We start from the raw sequence: 18,563 nt of genomic DNA on the forward strand, positions 1-18,563 counted from the left end.
TTTCCGGATCATGCGCTAACGCGTCTTGATGAAGCACATGCCGATGCGGCTCGAGGCCGCCGCAGGCTGACATGTGAGACCTTTAGCACAGGTCCATGACGTAAAACTCTTGTCGGCCGTTCCCGATCCTGCATTTTGCAGGGAACAATGAGCGCCCCAGCCATCCTGATATTCGGTACCGGCGAGCTCACGGTTGCCGCGGGTTTGCGGGCGGCCGGCAAATCCGCGTGAGAAATCAGGGCGTTTGCCTTCCGCGAACGCCGTCAGGATGTCGCGGCGGCGGATCTGGTCGCCGAAGAAATGCGGCGAGGCCGGCACGATGGTGGAATTCGAGGCCCCGTCCGTCAGCCAGTCCACGCCTGGGAAATGGAAGCCGCCGATGCCGCGGGTCTGGTGGCAACCCGAGCAGGTGACATCGTTGAGGCGGCGTTGGAAGCCCGCGACCGAGCGGATGTTGTCCAAGGCGATGCCGCGCGCGGCCGCCTGCTTCAGCGCGCCGACGACGTCGTTGTCGGTGAAGAGAGGATCGCTCTCGCCCTCGCCTTGCATCATCCCGAACTCCGGCTGCAATGTCGAAGCATCAAGGCCCGCCGGTGTCGGCGTCACCGCCGCCTTGGCGAGATACTTTTCCGGGATCAGCACGGTGCCGCGATCGAACTCGCGCAGATTCGCCGGCGTCAGCAGCCAGTCCTTGAAGTCGCGCCGGAGTGCGTCATCGGCGAGGATGCGATCGCGGTCGATCTGGTTCTCCAGCGTCGATTCCACGAACGTCCCGGTGGCGGCATCGTATTTGAACACCTTGAGCAGATAATCGGAGCGGAAATCGTGCAGCGCCGATTTCGGCGCGATTGAGATCTGGATGTTGGTCTCGATACGGTCGATCATTGCGTCGTAAGGCGCGGTGCGGCTGCCGATCAGCCCCTGCCAGTCGCCATTGTCGAGCCAGCGCCGCGCCACCTCGGCGCAAGTGACGGGCTTGCCGTTCTGGTCGAACGGGCGCGCATCGCGGGCCTTCACCACCAGGTTGAACGTCATCGGCAGGCGCGTCGCGGTATTGCCGGTTTCGAACCGCGCCAGACGATAGATCAGCCGGATCTCGCCGCAGCTCTCTTCCGAGACATAGGCGCGGTCCATGCGGTTGACGATGCCGGCCAGCACGAAGCGCGTGTCGGCGGACTTCAGATTGCCCCGATCGAACAGCTGGACGTCGAAACCCTCGCCGACGCCGATGGCTTCGCTCGGGGAGGCCTGCTTGTGCCGGGCGATGTAGCGGTCGAACTCCGCATCGATCGCTGGTGGAATCTCCTTGAGCTGCGGCAGCGAGGCGAACAGCACATCGCTCGTCAGCGGAAAATTGCCGTTACGCTCGGGCTGCAACAGCCGCGAGATCGACAGCGCATCGCTCTGGTCGAGCCTGCGCAGGAGATCAGGATCGGTGATCGCGGTGCCGCGAACGAGCGGCGCGTTCTCCGCTGCCGAGAGCGACATGACGCCGCCAAGCAACAGTGTGACGGCCAGGAGAATTCGCAGCGCGCGGCTCATGCCTCAACTAACACCGCGCCTGACAGCCTATTCAAGTCAAAAGGCGCTTCACGCGGTGGTGAAGCGCCTGTTTGAAATTCGGCTATCGGACGCTCAGCGCGCGACGATGAGGCCCTTGGGGGTGACGACCACCCAGCGGCCATCCTGGCGGCGGATCGCATCGACGCGGCCGAGACCGGGGATGGGGTCGCCGGGATAGACCTCGTACAAGCCGCCACGGCCCTCGATCAGCGCACCGCCGTTGGCCGCGTTGCGCAGCCGCCAGCCTTCGATCGTCGGCAGACGGCCGACCTCGGCCTTGGGTGCGGCCGGCGCGGCAGCGGCTGTCGCGACCTGGGCCGGAGCCGGCGCGATCGTGCCGGTGGTCTCGTTTGCGGGCACTGCTGCGGCGGCCTGCGCGGGGGCGGCGGGCGGCGTGGCGCGCAGCTTGTCGACGGTCTCGGACAGTTTTGCGAGCTTGGCCATCGGTTCGGCCTGCGCCTTCTCGAGCTTGTCGAGACGGTCATTGGTCCGGTTGATCTGGCTGAGGCCGGCCTTCGAGGTGTGCTCGACATTGGCCTTGAGCGCGACGATATCGCCATCGATCCGCGCAATGGAGGCGTCGAGCGCGATGGTATCGGCGACCTGCGCAGGCGCCGGGGCGGCGGCGAAATGCATCATGCCCGCGGTCGCGAGCGCGCCACTGATGGCGCCGACGCAGGCCGCGATCGCCACCACAGCAGCCATCGCCGACAGGCGGCGCTTGCTGCCAGTCTCGCGCACGTCATCGGCCTTCACATGCGGGGCAAACTCTTCGCGCTCCCAGGACCGCTCCGAGGGCGCCATGACGATCAGCTTGCCCGGCTTCGGCTCGGCCTTGGGTTCGGCCTTGGGTTCGCTCTTGGCCTCGAATTTCGGGACCTCGGCGCGGGGCGGCTCGACCTTCGGAGCATCCGGCTTGATCTGATCAGGCTTGGGCGGCGTCTCGTGGTCGGGGGCGATCGAGGGGGCCTCGATGCCTGCGGCGGCCTCAACAGCGCCAGTCCGGTCGTTGGTCTCTTGGCCGGCCAGTTCGGGCATGGGTTCGCTCACGGCTCAAATACTCCAGTCCAGGTTGACCTTTTGGTAACTTTCATTGCTTGCGAATTCCTTACCTCGGGACCCGCTTACCGAAATTTTAGGAACTCGTCCGGGGCCGAATTGGGTCGGGAAAGTGGAACCGGCGTGGCGGCGTGCAACAAATCGTCAGCCAATGCTGCTCTGCGGTAGGCCATGCTCACCAGCCGAAGGAGTGTTTGCCGGTGATTGTTCCCCGGCTAACATGGGGCGTCCCGTCAGCCAGAAGGCGTTTGGGGGGTGCCATGACGATCGAGAAATGCATCAACGCGTTTGATGTCGATGACGTCATCTTCGAGGAGGGCTCGACCGGCCGCGAATTGTTCGTCGTGCTCGACGGCGAAGTCGAGATCGCCAAACTCGACGGCGCGCGCAAGACCAGCATCATCAAGCTCGGCAAGGGCGAGTTCTTCGGCGAGATGGCCGTGATCGACGGCTCGGCCCGCTCGGCAACCGCGATCGCATCGGCACCGGACACGAAGGTGATGCGGATCAATCACGCGCGCTTCGTCTATCTCGTCAGCCAGCAGCCGGCGTTCGCACTGATGGTGATGGACGCGCTGTCGAAGCGCCTGCGCGCCTCCAACGCGGTCACCTACCGGGCGGGGCAATCATGAGCGACCGAAAGCCGACCGCATTCCCGATCCTGATGAAGAACGAGGTCTGCTCGCTGATCCAGGCGGCGGACGATGTCTTCCAGATCCGCTTCTCCAACCGCGCCGCCAACGCCTATCTCGTACGCGGCTCGGCGCGCACCATCCTGATCGACGTCGGGCTGTCGTCGAACTATCCGGCGATGGTGGAGTGCCTGCACTTCGCCGGATGTCCGCCGGAGAAGATCGACATGGTGGTGCTGAGCCATGAGCATCTCGACCACATCGGCGCGGCCTGGCATTTCAACGAGCGCCGCACCTATGTCGCCGCGCATCGGCTGGCCGCCAACAAGATCATGCTGCGCGACGATTTCTCGATGCTGCGCAAGATGTTCAACGAGCCGAACGTGCCGATCAACATCGACATCTGGCTCGAGGAAGGCAATCTGATCGATCTCGGCAATTTCCGTCTCAACGTCATGTACACGCCGGGCCATACCTCGGCCTGCATCACGCTGTTCGATCAGGACAAGGGCCTGTTGTTCGCCGCCGATACCTTGATGCCCGGCGGCGTGATGGGCGGCGTGTTCGGCTCCGGCAGTATTTCCGACTACATCCAGTCGCTGGAGCGGCTGAAGGGGCTGGACGCCAGGATCCTGCTGTCGGGCCACGGGCGGCTATCCGATACACCACAGGAGGACGTTCGCATCGCCATTGCCCGGTCGCACGGCCTCTTGGAGGACACCGCGCAACTGTTCGACGCGCTCGACGCGCGCGCGAATTTCGAACCGATCATGCAGTCGGTGCGGGATCTGAACAAGCTGGATGATTAGGCACGGTGTCTCTACCGTCATTGCAAGCGCAGCGAAGCAATCCAGAATCTTTCCGCTGGGAGATTCTGGATTGCTTCGTCGCAAGGGCTCCTCGCAATGACAACTAGGCTCACATCACCACCGGCTTGTCCGGCAGCTCGTTCGGATGCGCACCCGACGGCGGGAAATGCCTGGCGAGCTCCCGCGACACCGCCGCGATGCCGTCGATCACGCCGCGCTCGAACTGGCCCGCGCTGAACGCGGTCTCCATCGTGCGGCAGATCGCCTCCCAGCCCGCCGCGCCGACTTTCGCGTCGATGCCGCGATCGGCGATGATCTCGACGTCGCGATCGGCGAGCAGCAGATAGATCAACACGCCGTTGTTGTGCGCGGTGTCCCAGATCCGCAAATGCGAGAACACGTCGAGCGCACGCGCGCGGGCATGCTGATTGCGGAACAGCGGACGGCCATCGAGTGCGCCCTCGACGACGAAACGGACCTGGCCAGAATGCGTCTTCTCGCTCTGTCTGATCGCCTGCTCGATGCGGTCGAGCACGGCTTGAGGAAATACCCGTCTGGCGCGCCAGTGGTGCTGGAGGAGATGCCTCGCAATACGCCTGATGCTCATGGCTACCAGCTCCCCGAGGCGCCGCCGCCACCAAAGCTGCCGCCGCCGCCGCTGAAGCCGCCGCCGGACGACGATCCGCTGCTCCAGCCGCCGGACGAGGATCCGCCCGACCACGAGCCGCCGCGCGAGGAGCCGGTCGAGGCCGGAAACAGATCGGCGATGAAGGACAGCACGAAGCCGATGATCCCAGCGAGCAGGGCCAGTGCGCCCGACCCGAGGATCAGCAACGCCAGCACGCCGATCACGCTGCCGGTCGCGACCGAACCGAGCAGTCGCCCCAGCAATGCGCGCAGGAATCCGCCGACGACGAGCGAGGCGAACAGGACGAACGGGACAGCCGGGCCGATGTCGTCCAGATTGGCAAAGTTGACGCTGCGCGAAGGCACCGGCAGCGGTTCGCCATCCACGACGCGCATCATCCGGTCGACTCCGGCCGAGATACCGCCGGCGAAATCGCCCTCCCTGAATTTCGGCGTGATGACCTCGTCGATGATCCGCCGCGAGGCGACGTCGGTCAGCGCGCCCTCGAGACCGTAGCCGACTTCGATGCGCAGATGCCGGTCGTTCTTGGCGACCACCAGGATGGCGCCGTCGTCGATCTTCTTGCGGCCGATCTTCCAGGCCTCCGCGACACGGATCGAGAACTGCTCGATCGTCTCCGGCTCCGTCGTCGGCACGATCAGCACCGCGATCTGGCTGCCCTTGCGCGTCTCGAAATCGCTGAGCTTTTGCGACAGCGTGGCGATATCGCCGCTCGACAGCGTCCCGGTGCGGTCGACCACGCGGCCGGTGAGCTGGGGGACCGCGACGTCGGCCGCGGCGGAGATTGTGAAGTTAACGAGGAACGCCGTAACGATGGCTGCAAACCACACCCTCAGTGTCATCGCCCGGCTTGACCGGGCGATCCAGTATTCCAGAGGCGCTAGCGGCCTACGGAGAAGCCGCGGCGTACTGGATTCCCCGCTTTCGCGGGGGATGACAGGGTTCTGTGGGGTGAAAGCCATTCGCAAAACGAAGTACACTTACTTCGACGGCGCAGGCGCCGGGTTGAAATCGACCTTCGGCGCGGTCGAAATTTCCTTCTCGTTATCGACCGAGAAGTTCGGCTTCTCCTTGTAGCCGAACATCATGGCGGTGAGGTTGCTCGGGAACGAGCGGATGGTGACGTTATACTCCTGCACCGACTTGATGTAGCGGTTGCGCGCGACCGTGATGCGGTTCTCGGTGCCCTCGAGCTGCGACATCAGATCCTTGAACAGGGCATCCGATTTGAGCTGCGGATAATTCTCGGTGACGACAAGGAGCCGCGACAACGCGCTGGAGAGCTCGCCCTGGGCGGCCTGGAATTTCTGGAAGGCGGCGGGGTCGTTGAGCACCTCGGGCGTCGCCTGAATGCTGCCGACCTTGGCGCGGGCATTGGTGACGCCGAGCAGAACGTCCTTTTCCTGCTGCGCAAAGCCCTTTACCGAATTGACCAGATTGGGCACGAGGTCGGCGCGGCGCTGGTACTGGTTCACCACCTCGGACCAGTTGGCCCTGATCTGCTCGTCCTCGCTCTGGATCGCGTTGTAGCCGCAATTGGTGAGGCTGAGCGAGGCCAGCGCTGCCAGCACGGTCAGGATCTTGCGCATCAAATTTCTCCCGGTGGAATCGAACGCAAACTACCAGATTGCGCGCATGAGGCGCCAGATGTCGTCGTGGCGCGAAAAGCGGCGCCCGGACGCAAGCCTCTTGCCTATCACCACGCGGCATAGTCAACTCGACGCAAACAATAAGACAGGGGAGCGCGCCATGTCCTCGTTCGAGACCATTCTGGTGGAGCGGCCGGAGCCCGCGATTGCCCGGGTTGTGATGAACCGGCCCGAGGCGCGCAATGCGCAGAACCTGCAAATGACCTACGACCTCAACGCCGCCTTCGACGCGGCGGTGCAGGACGACACGGTCAAGGTGATCATCCTCGCCGGCAACGGGCCGCATTTCTCCTCGGGTCATGATCTGCGCCCTGGCGGCAAAAATGTCGCGGGCGTCGATTTTCCGCCTGTGGGAAATTGGGGTGGCTTTGCCGAACCCAATGCCCATGGTCGCTTCGCTCGCGAGCAGGAAATATATCTTCAGATCACGCGACGCTGGCGCAACCTCGCCAAGCCCACAGTCGCCGAGGTGCATGGCAAATGCATTGCCGGCGGCTTGATGCTGGCATGGGCCTGCGATCTCATTGTTGCCAGCGACGACGCGCAGTTCTGCGACCCTGTCGTCACCATGGGCGTCTGCGGCGTCGAATGGTTCGTGCACCCCTGGGAACTGGGGCCGCGCAAGGCCAAGGAGTTCCTGTTCACGGCCGACAGCTGGAGCGCACAGGAGGCGCATCAGCTGGGCATGGTGAACCAGGTCGTACCGCGCGCGGAGCTTTCATCGAAGGTGCTGGAGCTGGCGCGCCGGATCGCTTCAAAGCCGTCCTTCGCACTGAAGCTGACCAAGGAAGCGGTGAACCGCTCCGTCGACGTGATGGGCCAGCCCGCCGCGATCGACCAGGCCTTTGCACTGCATCAGCTCTGTCACGCCCACAATCTTCAGGAATTCGGCATGGTGGTCGATCCATCCGGACTGCATCCTTCCGTGCGCAAGCCGGCGGCCGCGGAGTAGAAACATGGACCTCAATCTCAGCGACGAGCAACGGCTGTTGCGCGAGAGCGCGGAACGCTTCATGGCCGAGAGCTATGATGCCGACCACCGCCGCAAAATGGCGAACGATCCGCTCGGCTTCAGCCCCATGGTGTGGAAGCAGTTCGCCGAGCTCGGCTGGCTGGCGTTGCCGATTGCGGAAGAGTTCGGCGGTCTCGGCGGCGGGCCGGTCGAGATCGGCGTATTGATGGAAGCCTTCGGACGCGGACTGGTATCGGAGCCCTATATCGCGACGATCGTGCTGGGCGCTGCGCTAATCGAGAAATGCGGCAGTACGGCACAGAAGCAGGCCAGCCTGCCCAAGATCGCCGACGGATCATTCAAGCTGGCGTTTGCACACTCCGAGCGTGCGGCGAGGTTCGATCTTGCCAAGGTCGCGACATCAGCAACCAAGACAGCGCAAGGCTGGCGGCTCGAAGGCAGCAAGATCGCCGTGCTCGATGGCCACGCCGCCGACGAGATCATCGTCTCTGCGCACCTCCATGATCATCACGGGCCGTCAGGGCGGCTCGGCCTGTTTCTGGTGCCGGCAACCGCGCCGGGCCTCGCGCTCACCGATTATCCGCGCCTCGGCGGCGGACGCGCCTGCAACGTCGGACTGTCAGGCGTGCAGCTGCCGGAGGACTCTCTGCTCGGCGACGGCAAGGACGCGCTGCCGGCGGTCGAATGGGCCGTCGATCGCGCCACGGCCGCGCTTGGTGCAGAAGCGGTCGGCATCATGCAGACGTTGCTGGAGACGACGCTCGACTACACCAAGATCCGAAAACAGTTCGGCCGGCCGCTCTCCGCCAACCAGGTGATCCGCCACCGCCTCGCCGATATGGCGATCCAGGTCGACGAAGCCCGCTCGATGGCGCTCCGCGCTGCGCTGAAGGCCGATAGCTCCCCGCTCGAACGCGTTCGCGCCGCATCGGGCGCGAAGGCCAAGATCGGCAAATGCGCGCGCTTCGTCGGCGAACAATCCATCCAGCTCCACGGCGGCATGGGGGTCACCGAGGAGCTCGAGGTCGGCGCCTATTTCAAGCGGCTCGTCGCCTTCGACACGCTGTTCGGCGGCAGCGCGCACCACTATGCCCGCCACGCCCAGCTTGCCCGCACGGCCTGAGAGGAGCGCATCATGGACCTGTCGTTCAATGCCGAAGAGCGCGCCTTCCAGAGCGAGGTGCGCAGCTTCATCGCCAAAAATCTTACCGAGGAGATGAAGCGCGCCACCGCGCTGACCCCGTCGGTATTCTCCGATCCTGACATCGGCATGGCCTGGCAGCGCGCGTTGCACGGCCGCGGCTGGGGCGCCCCGGGCTGGCCGGTCGAACATGGAGGGCCGGACTGGACCCCGGCGCAGCGCTGGATTTTCGAGACCGAATGCGCGCGGGCCGGCGCGCCCAACGTCAACGTGATGGGCGTGAAGATGGTCGGCCCCGTCATCATAGGTTTCGGCTCGCCGGAGCAGAAGAATTTCTATCTGCCGCGGATCCTCTCAGGCGAGGACTATTGGTGCCAGGGTTATTCCGAACCGGGCTCCGGCTCCGATCTCTCCTCGCTCAAGACGCGCGCGGTGCGCGACGGCGACGACTACGTCATCAACGGCACCAAAATCTGGACCACGCATGCCCACCACGCCAACCGCATGTTCGCGCTGGTCCGCACCAGCGACGGGCCGCGGCAGCAGGACGGCATCAGCTTCATCCTGATCGACATGAAGACGCCTGGCATCACCACGCGGCCGATCCTCACCATCGGCGGCGACCACGAGGTCAACCAGGTATTCTTCGATGACGTACGCGTGCCCGTCGCCAACCGCGTCGGAGAGGAAGGCAAGGGCTGGACCTACGGCAAATATCTGCTCGAGTTCGAGCGCGGCTCCGGCATCGCGTCCGCCAAGCTGCGCGAGGGGCTGCGCGCCATCACCGAACTCGCTGAGTCCGATCTCACGGGCCGCGCCATCGACAGCCCTGACATCGCTTCCCGCATCTCCGAGGTCGAGGTCGACATCGACGCGCTGGAGATGACCGAGCTGCGCGTGCTGTCGGCACTTCAGACCGGGCAAAACCCCGGCGCGGTGTCATCGATTCTGAAGCTGCGCAACAGCGAGATCCGCCAGGCCGTGACGCGGTTAGGGGTCGACGTGATTGGCCACGACGCACTCGCCGTCGAGCCGATGCGCCCGCTCTACAAGCTCAACCACGAGCCGGCGCTGCCCGAGGACATGCTGACGGTGGTACCGGAATATCTCAACGGCCGCGCCTACACGATCTTCGGCGGCACCTCGGAGATCCAGCGCGATATCATTGCGAAGATGATGCTTGGGATTTGAGGGCGACGGCTCTCTCGATCGTCATTGCGAGGAGCTCGCGACAAAATCGCGAAGCGATTTTGCGCTGGTGCGACGAGGCAATCCAGACTTTTTCCGCGAAGGGATCCTGAATTGCTTCGCTGCGCTCGCAATGACGGCCGGGGCGAGGCTGCTATCCAGCCTTCGCGTCCCTGATTGCCTTCCAGATCTTCTGCGGTGTCAGCGGCGTGTTCAGTTGGGTGATGCCGAGTTCGCTCAGCGCGTCCATCACGCCGTTGGTGACGCAAGGCGGGCCGCCAATGGCGCCGGATTCGCCGCAGCCCTTGGCGCCGAGCGGATTGGTGCGGCAGGGCGCGGTATCATCCAGCGTCACCACGATCGGAGGCACGTCGTCGGCACGCGGGATGCAGTAATCCTGATAGCTGGCGGTGAGGAGCTGACCATCAGCGTCATAGGAGACGCCTTCGTAAAGGGCCTGGCCGATGCCCTGTGCGACGCCGCCATGAATCTGTCCGGTCACCAGCATCGGGTTCACGGCGACGCCGACGTCATCGACAGTGGTGTAACGCACGACCTTTGACATGCCGGTTTCAGGATCGATTTCGACCTCGCAGATATGCGTGCCGTTCGGCCAGCTCGGCCCATCCACCTCGCCTTCGGAATCGACGCTGAGCTTGGCGCCGCTCTCCTTCTCGGCGAGATCGAACAGGCTGATGCGGCGGTCGGTGCCGACCACGGTGAGCATGCCGCCCTGATACTCGATGTCCTCGACCGAGGTCTCCAGCACGTTCGCCGCCTTCTCGCGCGCCTTCTGGATCAGGTCGTTGGAGGAAACCGCGACCGCCGTACCGCCGACGAACAGCGAGCGCGAGCCGACGCTGCCGAAGCCCATGGCGAGATCCGTGTCGCCCTGCACGACGTCGATCTTGTCCATGGGAATGCCGAGCGTGTCGGAGATCATCTGGGTGTAGGTGGTCTGCAGCCCCTGCCCCATCGCCATGGTGCCGGAATGCAGCACGACGCGGCCCTGCGCGGTCGCGTGCAGGCTGACTTTCTCGGTATGCGCGCGGCCGCCGGTCCATTCGATATAGGAAGTCAGGCCGCGGCCGTAGAGCAAGCCCTTCTTCTTCGCCGCCTTCTTGCGCGCGGCAAAGCCATCCCAATCGGCAAGCTTCACGGCGCGATCGAGCATGTGGGCGAAGGCGCCGGAATCGTACACTTGCCCGGCGGCGTTGGTGTAGGGCAGCTGCGCCGGCTTGATGTAGTTTGCTTTGCGGATCGCCCGCGGATCCATCCCGATCTTTCGCGCGGCCGCGTCGAACAGGCGCTCGACGATGAAGACGGCTTCGGGCCGGCCCGCGCCGCGATAGGCGCCGACCGGCGCGGTGTGGGTCATCACCGACTTCACCTCGAAATGCACCAGCGGCAGATCGTAGACCCCGGTTTGCACGAACGGCCCGAGCACCAGCGGGATGATGTTGCCCGCGCCCGAGGAGTAGGCGCCGGTGCAGCCGATCGAGCTGACACGATAGGCGAGCACCTTGCCCTTCTCGTCCAGCGCGAAGGACGCGGTCGAGGTGAGATCTCGGCCGTGGGTGCCGCCGACGAATTCGTCGGTACGATCGCCGCGCCAGCGGATCTTCTTGTTCAGCTTGGTCGCGGCGTAGGCGACGATGCCGTCTTCGGGATAGAGATTGGTCTTCTGGCCAAAGCCGCCGCCGATGTCGCCGACCAGCACGCGCACGCTGTCCTTGGGACGCTTCAGCACGGCTTCGGCCAGCACGTCGCGGGTCGAGGCCGGGGTCTGCGACTGTACATGGAGAAGCAGCCGGCCGGTCTTCTTGTCGATTTCGGCAATGGTCGAGCGCGGCTCCATCGCGGAAGGAACGAGACGCTGGCTGACGAGATCGAGCTCGACCGTGTGCGCGGCCTTGGCAAAGGCCTCGTCCACCTTGGCTGCATCGCCATAGCTCATCGCGCCGACGATGTTGTCGGGCGCCTCCGGCCACACCACTGGCGCGCCGGGTTTGACGGCCTCGCGCGGATCGACCACGGCGGGCTGCACGTCATACTCGACCATGATCGCCTCGGCGGCGCTCTGCGCGTCGGCACGCGACGAGGCGACCACAGCCGCGACTGCTTCGCCCGCATAGCGCACCACCTCATGGGCGAGCAGGCGGCGCGGCGGCACCGTCATCGGCTTGCCGTCAGGACGCTTAAAGATGCTCAGCGTCGGAATCGCGCCGATGTCGTCCTTGACGAGATCAGCACCGGTGTAGATCGCGGTAACGCCCGGCATCGATGCGGCTGCGCTGGTGTCGATCGAGACGATCTTCGCGTGGGCATGCGGCGAGCGCAGCACGTGCAACCACAACGCGCCGTCCTCCGGCTTGTCGTCGATGAATTGTCCCTTCCCGGTGAGCAGCCGCTGGTCTTCCAAACGCTTGACGGGCTGGCCCGCTCCGAAACGCAGATTGCCGGGAAGGATGTTCATTCCGCTGGGTCCTCGAGGTCTTCAATGCGGGCTGCCTTTTAGCGGACCAATCGAGGTCAGACCAGCCGCGGTTTCGGGCGGGTTACCTACGATTTCGTCATGACGATCACGTCAGCTCCCTGAGCGCCGCTTCCACCACCTTGCGCGCATCCGCCGTCAACGGCGCCTGCGGCGGGACGGGATCGCCGACGTGGTAGCCCTGGATCGCAAGGCCGGCCTTGATGCAAGCGGCGAGGTTGAAGCGGGCGAAGGCCTCATTGATGCGCCAAAGCCTGCGCTGGAGCGCCATGGCCTCGTCCCAGCGGCCGGCGCGGCAGAAGTCGTAGAGCTTAACGCTCTGGCGCGGGATGATGCAGGCCGGACCCGCCATCCAGCCGAGCCCGCCGATCAGCATCACCGCAACCGGGATATGGGCGGAGGCGGAGAAGACGCGCAAGGAATCGCCGCAGCGATTCATGATCGAGAGCAGCCGTCCCGTGTTGGTCGAGGCGTCCTTGATGTAGCCGATGCGCGGATGCGCGGCGAGGCGTGCAATGACGTCGAGGGTCAGATCCGAGCGCTGGAATTGCGGATTGGTGTAGATCACGACCGGAATGTCCACGGCATCCGCGATGCTGCGAAAGTAGGATTCGACCTGGGCATCCGCGAGCGGGAAGTAGGCCTCGAGGATCGCCAGGATGCCGTCGGCGCCGAGTTTTTGATAGGCCTTCGCCTGCGCCACAGCGTCGGCCGTCGAGGTGGACGCAACGCCCGCCACCACGGGCACGCGGCCTTTCGCAGCCGCGATCGTGGTCTGCACGACCGCCAGGCGCTGTGCGGCATCGAGATAGGCGAACTCGCCGGTCGAGCCGAGCGGCGTCAGTCCATGCACGCCGGCCTCGATCAGATCGTCACAGAGCTTTGTGAGGACATCGGTCCGCACTGCGCCGTCGGCACTGACGGGCGAGACCAGATAGGGAAAGACGCCGCGAAATTCGGTCATGTCGGGAATAAAGTCCGGGAAAGCTGAGTCTTGCCTGACAGGCGCGCGATCCGGTGCGTGCTAACATGGGGTCGTATTGCCAGCAAGCACATGCCTTTGAAGAGCGTATTGGTGATTTTGCGACTTGTCCTCCCGCGCCGGCGGGGTTCTTGGCGCTGCGTCGGGCTCCTCGCCGTCGCGGCGTGCCCCGGCATGGCCGAAGCGGGTGAGTGCCCCTCGCCGCAATCGGAGATCGCGACCGATCGCCCTGACGTGACCAATTCCAGCCTGGTCGTGCCTGCCGGCAGCATCCAGGTCGAGAACGGCCTCAACACATCGGGCCAGAGCGCGGCGAAGGGATTTGACGGCAGCAACAGCCGGCTCCGTTTTGGTGTCGCGCCCTGCCTCTAAGTGCTGGTAGACGTGCCGAGTTATGTGGGGCGACTGGCCGGCCCGGTCGACACCGGTTTTACCAACGTCACCCCCGCCGTGAAATGGCAGGTCAGTGGGCTGCCGGAGCCGGCCAATCTCTCGGTGGTAGCAGGGGTCGGTCTGCCGACCGGCACGCCCGCGATATCAGGCCCTGGCCTTCAACCCTATCTGCAGGTGCCCTGGTCCTACGAACTCGGCGGCGGCTGGGGAATCAGCGGCATGTTCACGAGCTTCTTACGACCGTCGGATCCCGCCAACCGCCAGACCAGCGAGGCGACCTTCGTGGTCGAGCGGAAGGTCAACGACAAGCTGGCGCTGTTCGCCGAATATGTCGGCGATTATCCCTCGCGCGGGGCCAGCACCGCGCTGTTCAATATCGGCGGCGGCTATCTCTTGAACCGGACCGAGCAGATCGATTTCCACCTGGCGTTCGGCCTTAACCGGAATTCGCCGGATTACATCATCGGCGTTGGCTATTCCTACCGTTGGGACAACGTCCTGGGTACGGCGAGGCGGCATTGATGATATCCTGAGGATAGGCGCCAATGAACCGTTCCGTCCCGAATCGTACTAATGGTGGCGTGCAACCAGGCAGGAACGCCCCATGTTGATCGTCACCACCGAGAACGTCGCGAACCACCGCGTGGTTCGGACGCTGGGCCAGTGTTTTGGCATTGTCGTCCGCAGCCGCGGATTGGGCGGCAATATCGTCGCCGGCCTGCGCTCGATCGTCGGCGGCGAGATTCCGGAATATACACGGCTGCTGGAAGACGCGCGCCGTCACGCCATCGACCGCCTGGTCGAGAACGCCACCGCGATGGGCGCCAATGCGATCGTGATGATGCGGTTTGACTCCGCCGAGATCGGCCAGACCATGAGCGAGATCGTCGCCTACGGAACGGCCGTCGTCGTCGAACCCGCGCACTAGCATGTCGCTGCCGATCGGTATCGCCGCGCTTGTGATCGCGATTCTGCAGCTCGCCGTCGGCCATTTCTTTCCTTTCGGCGTGCCGGTGACATTCGTCGGGATCGGCCTGATCGCGAGCTACATCTACGACACCCGCTACAAGCCGGCTTCGAAGCAGCCGATCGGCCCCGGCTGGGTCGACACCGGCGAACGCTTCATCGATCCCGAGACCAACAAGCGCGTCGGGGTGTTCATGCGGCCCGAAACCGGCGAGCGTGCCTATCGCGAGCTCTGAGCTGCCGCTTACGCCTTGAGCAGTCGCACCGGCGCGCGGCTACACGTTCCCGTGAGCGGCTCCCAATCCCATGCTCGTCGGGCGTGGCCGTAGGGAGGACTGGCCACCCGGCCAGTTTCGCAAATTGCCGCGACATCCCAGATTGTGGACAGCTTACAGGAGCCTTCCATGACCGACCTCACCGCTCTCACTTCGTTATCGTCGGCGCTCGCGGATGTCGTGGCGCGGACCGCGCCCTCCGTCGTCTCCGTCCATTCGCATCGCTCCCGCTCGACCGGCTTCGTCTGGAAGACAGGCCTGATCGTCACCGCCGACGAGGCGCTGGCCGACGAGGGCGAGTTCCAGATCGTGCTTGCCGACGGCAGCACGGTTGCCGCCACGGTCGTCGGCCGCGATCACACCACTGATGTTGCATTGCTGCGCGCCGATACAGCCATCGCTCCGGTGAAGCTGGCCGCGACCGTCCCTGCCCTCGGCGCGCTGTCGGTCGTGGTGTCCACCAATCGCGATGCCCCGAGCGCGGCGCTCGGGATGGTGTCGGTCTCCGGCAAGGGGTGGCGCTCCCTGCGCGGCGGCGAGATCGATGCCCGGATCGAGCTCGATGTTCGCCTGCGTCCGAGCCAGGAGGGCGGCCTTGCCCTCAACGCCTCGGGCGAGCCCCTCGGCATGGCCGTGCTCGGGCCTCGGCGGGTGCTGGTGATCCCGACGGCAACGATCGAGCGCGTCGCGGCGCAGCTGGAGAGCCGCGGCCGCATTGCCCGCGGATATCTCGGGCTCGGCCTCCAGCCGCTCCGGCTCGACGACGGCCTCGGCGCGATGGTGATGAACGTCGACAAGGCCGGACCGGCGGCCACGGCCGGCATCCGGCAGGGGGACGTGATCGTCGCAGTCAACGACCAGAAGCTCTCGGGCGTCCGCGCATTGTCACGAACGTTGGGACCTGCAAGCGTCGGCACCGTGGTCGACGTCGCGGTCCGCCGCGGCGGCGAGCCTGTCAGCTTCAAGGTCACGATCGGCGAGAGGCCGGAGGCGTGAGCGAGGACACCACGGCTGACATCGTCCTGTCGCTCGAGATAGACGATCCCGCCCTCGCCGACCGCCTCGCGACGTTGCTCGGCAATGTCGCGGGGCTTCGCCTTGCCGCGCACGGGGAGATCGCCAATGCGACCATCGTCGCGCGCGATCCGCGCGTCATGCCGGAGGACATTGCCCTGACGCAGCGCGAGCTCGACGTGCTGGCGCTGATGGCGGAAGGCGCCTCCAACAAGATGATCGCGCGCCAGCTCAACATCTCCGTGCACACGGTGAAGTTCCACGTCGGCTCGCTGCTCGACAAGCTGGACGCGACCGGGCGTACCGATGCGGTGGCGCATGCGGCGCGCCGCGGCGTGATCGAGCTATAGCGCATTTGGGAAGCTGAGCTGGACCGTCAGGCCCGGCGCATTGTCGTGCAAAGCGATCTCGGCGCCATGCAGCCGCGACACCGCCGCCACCAGGCTCAAGCCGAGGCCGTTGCCGGGCGTGTAGCGGCTCTGCTCGAGGCGGTAGAAGCGCTTGAACACGTGATCATGCTGGTCGGCGGCGATGCCTGGGCCATCGTCGGCGATGGCGATCGTCGCGCCATCGCCGCCATTGCGACAGGTCACGGTGACCTTTCCGCCGGGGCGGCCATGCTTGATCGCGTTGTCGACGAGATTGGCGATGGCATCGAACAGCAGGTCGCGATCGCCCGTCACGGCGACCTCGCGGTCGCCGGCGAGGCTCAGGCGCGTTGCGACCTGCTCGGCGGCAGCATCATAGAGCTCGACGACTTCGCCGGCGATCTCGGCGAGGTTGAGCGCGCGAAAGGCGCTGCGGCGGGCGCGGGTCTCGATCTCCGAGATCCGCGTGATGGAAGCGAACATGCCGAGCACGGCGTCGAGATCGGCGATGGTGTCGCCGATCAGCGCGGCATCGGATTCGCCGTCGCGCGGAGCGTGATAGGCCTTTTCCAGCCGTCCCCGCATCCGTGTCAGCGGTGTGCGCAGATCATGGGCGACATTGTCGCTGACCTGCTTGACCTCGCCCATCAGCGTCTCGATGCGGTCGAGCATCTGGTTGAGGTTTTCGGCGACGCGGTCCCATTCGTCATGGCTGCCGCGCAGGGGAATGCGCCGGTCGAGGCCTGAGAGCATGATGGCACGGCTGGTGGCATTGATCTCCTCGATCCGCCCGACCGTGCGCCGCGTCACCAGCACGGCGGCGACACCCGACAGCACCACCAGCAGCACGGCAACCGCAATCATCGCCAGCTCGAGCATCGCAGTGAAGCCGCCGTGGTCGCCGGCATCGCCGACCCGGCTCCGCACATAGGCGAGCGTGCCGAAATAGACGTAGGCGAGGATCGCCGCGACGATCAGGCCGAAGATCGCGATTGCGATCAGCGCCAAGCGGAAGGTCGAGGACCGAAGCGTGTCAGCCAGGAGCACGGAGGCAGTATCCGATGCCGCGGATGGTATGGATCAGCGGATAGGCCTGGGCATCGTCGACCTTGCGGCGGACGCGCCCGACATAGACGTCGATGATGTTGGTGGAGGGATCGAAATGCAGGTCCCAGACATGCTGGAGCAGCATCGCGCGGGAGACGACGCGGCCCTGGTTGCGGACGAGATATTCGAGCAATTGAAACTCGCGCGGCAGCAGTGGAATCTTGCGGCCGCGGCGGCTGGCATTGCGCGCGATCAGATCCACGGCGAGATCGCCGACGCGCAAAATGGTTTCCTTCGCGATGGTCTCGCTGCGGCGGCCGAGCGCCTCGAGCCGGGCGAGCAGTTCGACGAAGGAAAAAGGTTTCACCAGGTAGTCGTCGCCGCCGGCGCGCAGGCCCCGAACGCGATCGTCGACCTCGCCGAGCGCGGAGATGATCAGGAACGGCGAGGCGATGCCGTCGTCGCGCAATTGCCGCATCACGGTGATGCCATCGACATCGGGCAGCATGCGATCGATGGTGATCACGGCATAGTCGCGCTCTCCGCCACGGCTGAGCGCTTCGCGCCCCGTGGCGGCGAGATCGACCTCGTAGCCTGACGTCTTCAGTTCCTCGACGAGCTGGCCTGCGGTTTCCGGATCGTCCTCGACGATGAGGATGCGGCGGTGGCCTCCGGTCATGACAAACTCCGCGCGACGACCGCCACCAGATTATCCCGTTCCGGGGCTGAACGGAACCACCCGGTGGCGATCGCGACAATGGTGCGGACCGGCGATGCTAATACCAATTGTCCCCGCACACATTGACCCATTGCCATCCATAAGGCGTCCAGCTCCGGCGCCAGCAACCATCGTCGTAGTAATTGGCGTAATAGAAGGGCGCGCCAAAGAAGGCGAACCGATGGAAGCGATGATGTCGGAAGAAGAAGGCGTGCCGGCCGATGAAGGGCCTGCCGTGCCAGCCTGTACCGGCAAACCGGGGACCGAAGGCTGCGCGGGTGGCGAGCGGAGCGCCGGCGAAACGCGGCCCGATTGCCGCATGGGCGAAACGTGCGCCGCCGAAGGCAGGTCCACCGAAGCCCGGTCCGCCGACATGGGCGAAGTGCGCGCCGCCCATGCCGCCGACATGCATGCCGCCACCGAAGCCACCGGCGTGCATGCCGCCGCCACCGAAGTGGCCACCACCGCCGAAGCCGCCGCCGCCATGACCGCCACCGCCGCCGCCACCTCTGGCGAGAACCGGCGAAGCGAGCGCCATCGCTGCGGCGATCGTCACCGCAGTGAGGCCTTTGAGAAGCCTGTTGTCCATCGAAGCATCCTCCGTGCCGCGGCGATATGCTGCCGCGCGAGGAGGATCAGAGAG

Annotated in this window: 21 protein-coding genes; 11 read left to right on the forward strand and 10 right to left on the reverse strand. The window is 65.2% G+C overall.

Translation table 11 applies throughout. The features are described from left to right. Positions 1–15: 15 nt before the first annotated feature. Both IF809_RS22145 and IF809_RS22150 read right to left on the reverse strand, forming a co-directional pair. Positions 16–1,542, reverse strand: a complete 1,527-nt coding sequence (locus tag IF809_RS22145; protein ID WP_462838514.1) for a hypothetical protein — start codon at positions 1,540–1,542, stop codon at positions 16–18. Between the two features lie 93 nt (positions 1,543–1,635). Further along, positions 1,636–2,601, reverse strand: a complete 966-nt coding sequence (locus tag IF809_RS22150; protein WP_462838560.1) for a hypothetical protein — start codon at positions 2,599–2,601, stop codon at positions 1,636–1,638. 281 nt (positions 2,602–2,882) lie between these two features. Here IF809_RS22150 and IF809_RS22155 point away from each other — a divergent pair, with 281 nt between their 5' ends. Both IF809_RS22155 and IF809_RS22160 read left to right on the forward strand, forming a co-directional pair. Next, a complete protein-coding gene (locus IF809_RS22155; protein ID WP_453992963.1) occupies positions 2,883–3,254 on the forward strand; it encodes a cyclic nucleotide-binding domain-containing protein in 372 nt (123 codons plus the stop codon). Beyond that, positions 3,251–4,063 carry an MBL fold metallo-hydrolase gene (locus IF809_RS22160; RefSeq protein WP_128968194.1) on the forward strand — a complete coding sequence of 271 codons (813 nt, stop codon included), beginning with the start codon at positions 3,251–3,253 and terminating at the stop codon, positions 4,061–4,063. The genes IF809_RS22155 and IF809_RS22160 overlap by 4 nt, the downstream gene beginning before the upstream one ends. Before the next feature lie 109 nt (positions 4,064–4,172). Here IF809_RS22160 and IF809_RS22165 read toward each other — a convergent pair whose 3' ends face one another. The 3 genes from IF809_RS22165 to IF809_RS22175 all read right to left on the reverse strand — a co-directional run bounded on the left by IF809_RS22165 (position 4,173) and on the right by IF809_RS22175 (position 6,301). Then, positions 4,173–4,670: a TPM domain-containing protein gene (locus IF809_RS22165; protein ID WP_462838515.1), complete on the reverse strand. Its 498-nt coding sequence runs from the start codon at positions 4,668–4,670 to the stop codon at positions 4,173–4,175. Between the two features lie 2 nt (positions 4,671–4,672). Next, on the reverse strand, positions 4,673–5,554 hold the full coding sequence (locus tag IF809_RS22170) for a TPM domain-containing protein (protein ID WP_462838516.1): 882 nt from the start codon (positions 5,552–5,554) through the stop codon (positions 4,673–4,675). Between the two features lie 138 nt (positions 5,555–5,692). Continuing rightward, positions 5,693–6,301: a LemA family protein gene (locus IF809_RS22175; RefSeq protein ID WP_462838517.1), complete on the reverse strand. Its 609-nt coding sequence runs from the start codon at positions 6,299–6,301 to the stop codon at positions 5,693–5,695. Positions 6,302–6,461: 160 nt separating this feature from the next. Between IF809_RS22175 and IF809_RS22180 the strand changes: the two genes are divergently transcribed. From IF809_RS22180 to IF809_RS22190, 3 genes are read left to right on the forward strand one after another with little or no spacing between them, the layout of a single operon-like run. Further along, positions 6,462–7,313 carry an enoyl-CoA hydratase gene (locus IF809_RS22180; RefSeq protein ID WP_462838518.1) on the forward strand — a complete coding sequence of 284 codons (852 nt, stop codon included), beginning with the start codon at positions 6,462–6,464 and terminating at the stop codon, positions 7,311–7,313. 4 nt (positions 7,314–7,317) lie between these two features. Then, positions 7,318–8,457, forward strand: coding sequence for an acyl-CoA dehydrogenase family protein (locus tag IF809_RS22185; protein ID WP_462838519.1), 1,140 nt, complete (start codon positions 7,318–7,320; stop codon positions 8,455–8,457). Between the two features lie 12 nt (positions 8,458–8,469). Continuing rightward, positions 8,470–9,666 (forward strand): acyl-CoA dehydrogenase family protein, encoded by a 1,197-nt coding sequence (locus IF809_RS22190; RefSeq protein ID WP_128968198.1) that lies wholly within the window; start codon positions 8,470–8,472, stop codon positions 9,664–9,666. Between the two features lie 151 nt (positions 9,667–9,817). Here IF809_RS22190 and IF809_RS22195 read toward each other — a convergent pair whose 3' ends face one another. Then, complete coding sequence (locus IF809_RS22195; protein ID WP_462838520.1) at positions 9,818–12,139, reverse strand: xanthine dehydrogenase family protein molybdopterin-binding subunit; 2,322 nt, start codon at positions 12,137–12,139, stop codon at positions 9,818–9,820. A gap of 106 nt (positions 12,140–12,245) precedes the next feature. Beyond that, positions 12,246–13,121, reverse strand: a complete 876-nt coding sequence (locus IF809_RS22200; protein WP_462838521.1) for a dihydrodipicolinate synthase family protein — start codon at positions 13,119–13,121, stop codon at positions 12,246–12,248. 192 nt (positions 13,122–13,313) lie between these two features. Between IF809_RS22200 and IF809_RS22205 the strand changes: the two genes are divergently transcribed. From IF809_RS22205 to IF809_RS22230, 6 genes are all read left to right on the forward strand, one after another. Further along, positions 13,314–13,511, forward strand: coding sequence for a hypothetical protein (locus IF809_RS22205; RefSeq protein WP_462838522.1), 198 nt, complete (start codon positions 13,314–13,316; stop codon positions 13,509–13,511). A 12-nt stretch (positions 13,512–13,523) separates the two neighbouring features. Further along, complete coding sequence (locus IF809_RS22210; protein WP_462838523.1) at positions 13,524–14,054, forward strand: transporter; 531 nt, start codon at positions 13,524–13,526, stop codon at positions 14,052–14,054. 82 nt (positions 14,055–14,136) lie between these two features. Beyond that, complete coding sequence (locus tag IF809_RS22215) at positions 14,137–14,460, forward strand: YbjQ family protein (RefSeq protein WP_128968202.1); 324 nt, start codon at positions 14,137–14,139, stop codon at positions 14,458–14,460. A 1-nt stretch (position 14,461) separates the two neighbouring features. Beyond that, positions 14,462–14,734 (forward strand): hypothetical protein, encoded by a 273-nt coding sequence (locus IF809_RS22220; protein WP_462838524.1) that lies wholly within the window; start codon positions 14,462–14,464, stop codon positions 14,732–14,734. 168 nt (positions 14,735–14,902) lie between these two features. Further along, positions 14,903–15,769 carry a S1C family serine protease gene (locus IF809_RS22225; protein WP_462838525.1) on the forward strand — a complete coding sequence of 289 codons (867 nt, stop codon included), beginning with the start codon at positions 14,903–14,905 and terminating at the stop codon, positions 15,767–15,769. Then, complete coding sequence (locus IF809_RS22230) at positions 15,766–16,137, forward strand: response regulator transcription factor (RefSeq protein ID WP_128968205.1); 372 nt, start codon at positions 15,766–15,768, stop codon at positions 16,135–16,137. The genes IF809_RS22225 and IF809_RS22230 overlap by 4 nt, the downstream gene beginning before the upstream one ends. On the opposite strand, the gene IF809_RS22235 is transcribed toward IF809_RS22230, so the two are convergent. From IF809_RS22235 to IF809_RS22245, 3 genes are all read right to left on the reverse strand, one after another. Further along, positions 16,132–17,202 carry a sensor histidine kinase gene (locus IF809_RS22235; protein ID WP_462838526.1) on the reverse strand — a complete coding sequence of 357 codons (1,071 nt, stop codon included), beginning with the start codon at positions 17,200–17,202 and terminating at the stop codon, positions 16,132–16,134. The two genes, IF809_RS22230 and IF809_RS22235, sit on opposite strands and share 6 nt — an antisense overlap. Then, a complete protein-coding gene (locus IF809_RS22240; RefSeq protein ID WP_462838527.1) occupies positions 17,189–17,881 on the reverse strand; it encodes a response regulator transcription factor in 693 nt (230 codons plus the stop codon). Before IF809_RS22240 ends, IF809_RS22235 begins: the two co-directional genes overlap by 14 nt. 97 nt (positions 17,882–17,978) lie before the next feature. Then, positions 17,979–18,509 carry a hypothetical protein gene (locus tag IF809_RS22245; RefSeq protein ID WP_128968208.1) on the reverse strand — a complete coding sequence of 177 codons (531 nt, stop codon included), beginning with the start codon at positions 18,507–18,509 and terminating at the stop codon, positions 17,979–17,981. Positions 18,510–18,563 lie beyond the last annotated feature (54 nt).

The organism is Bradyrhizobium sp. UFLA06-24 (assembly GCF_054967145.1).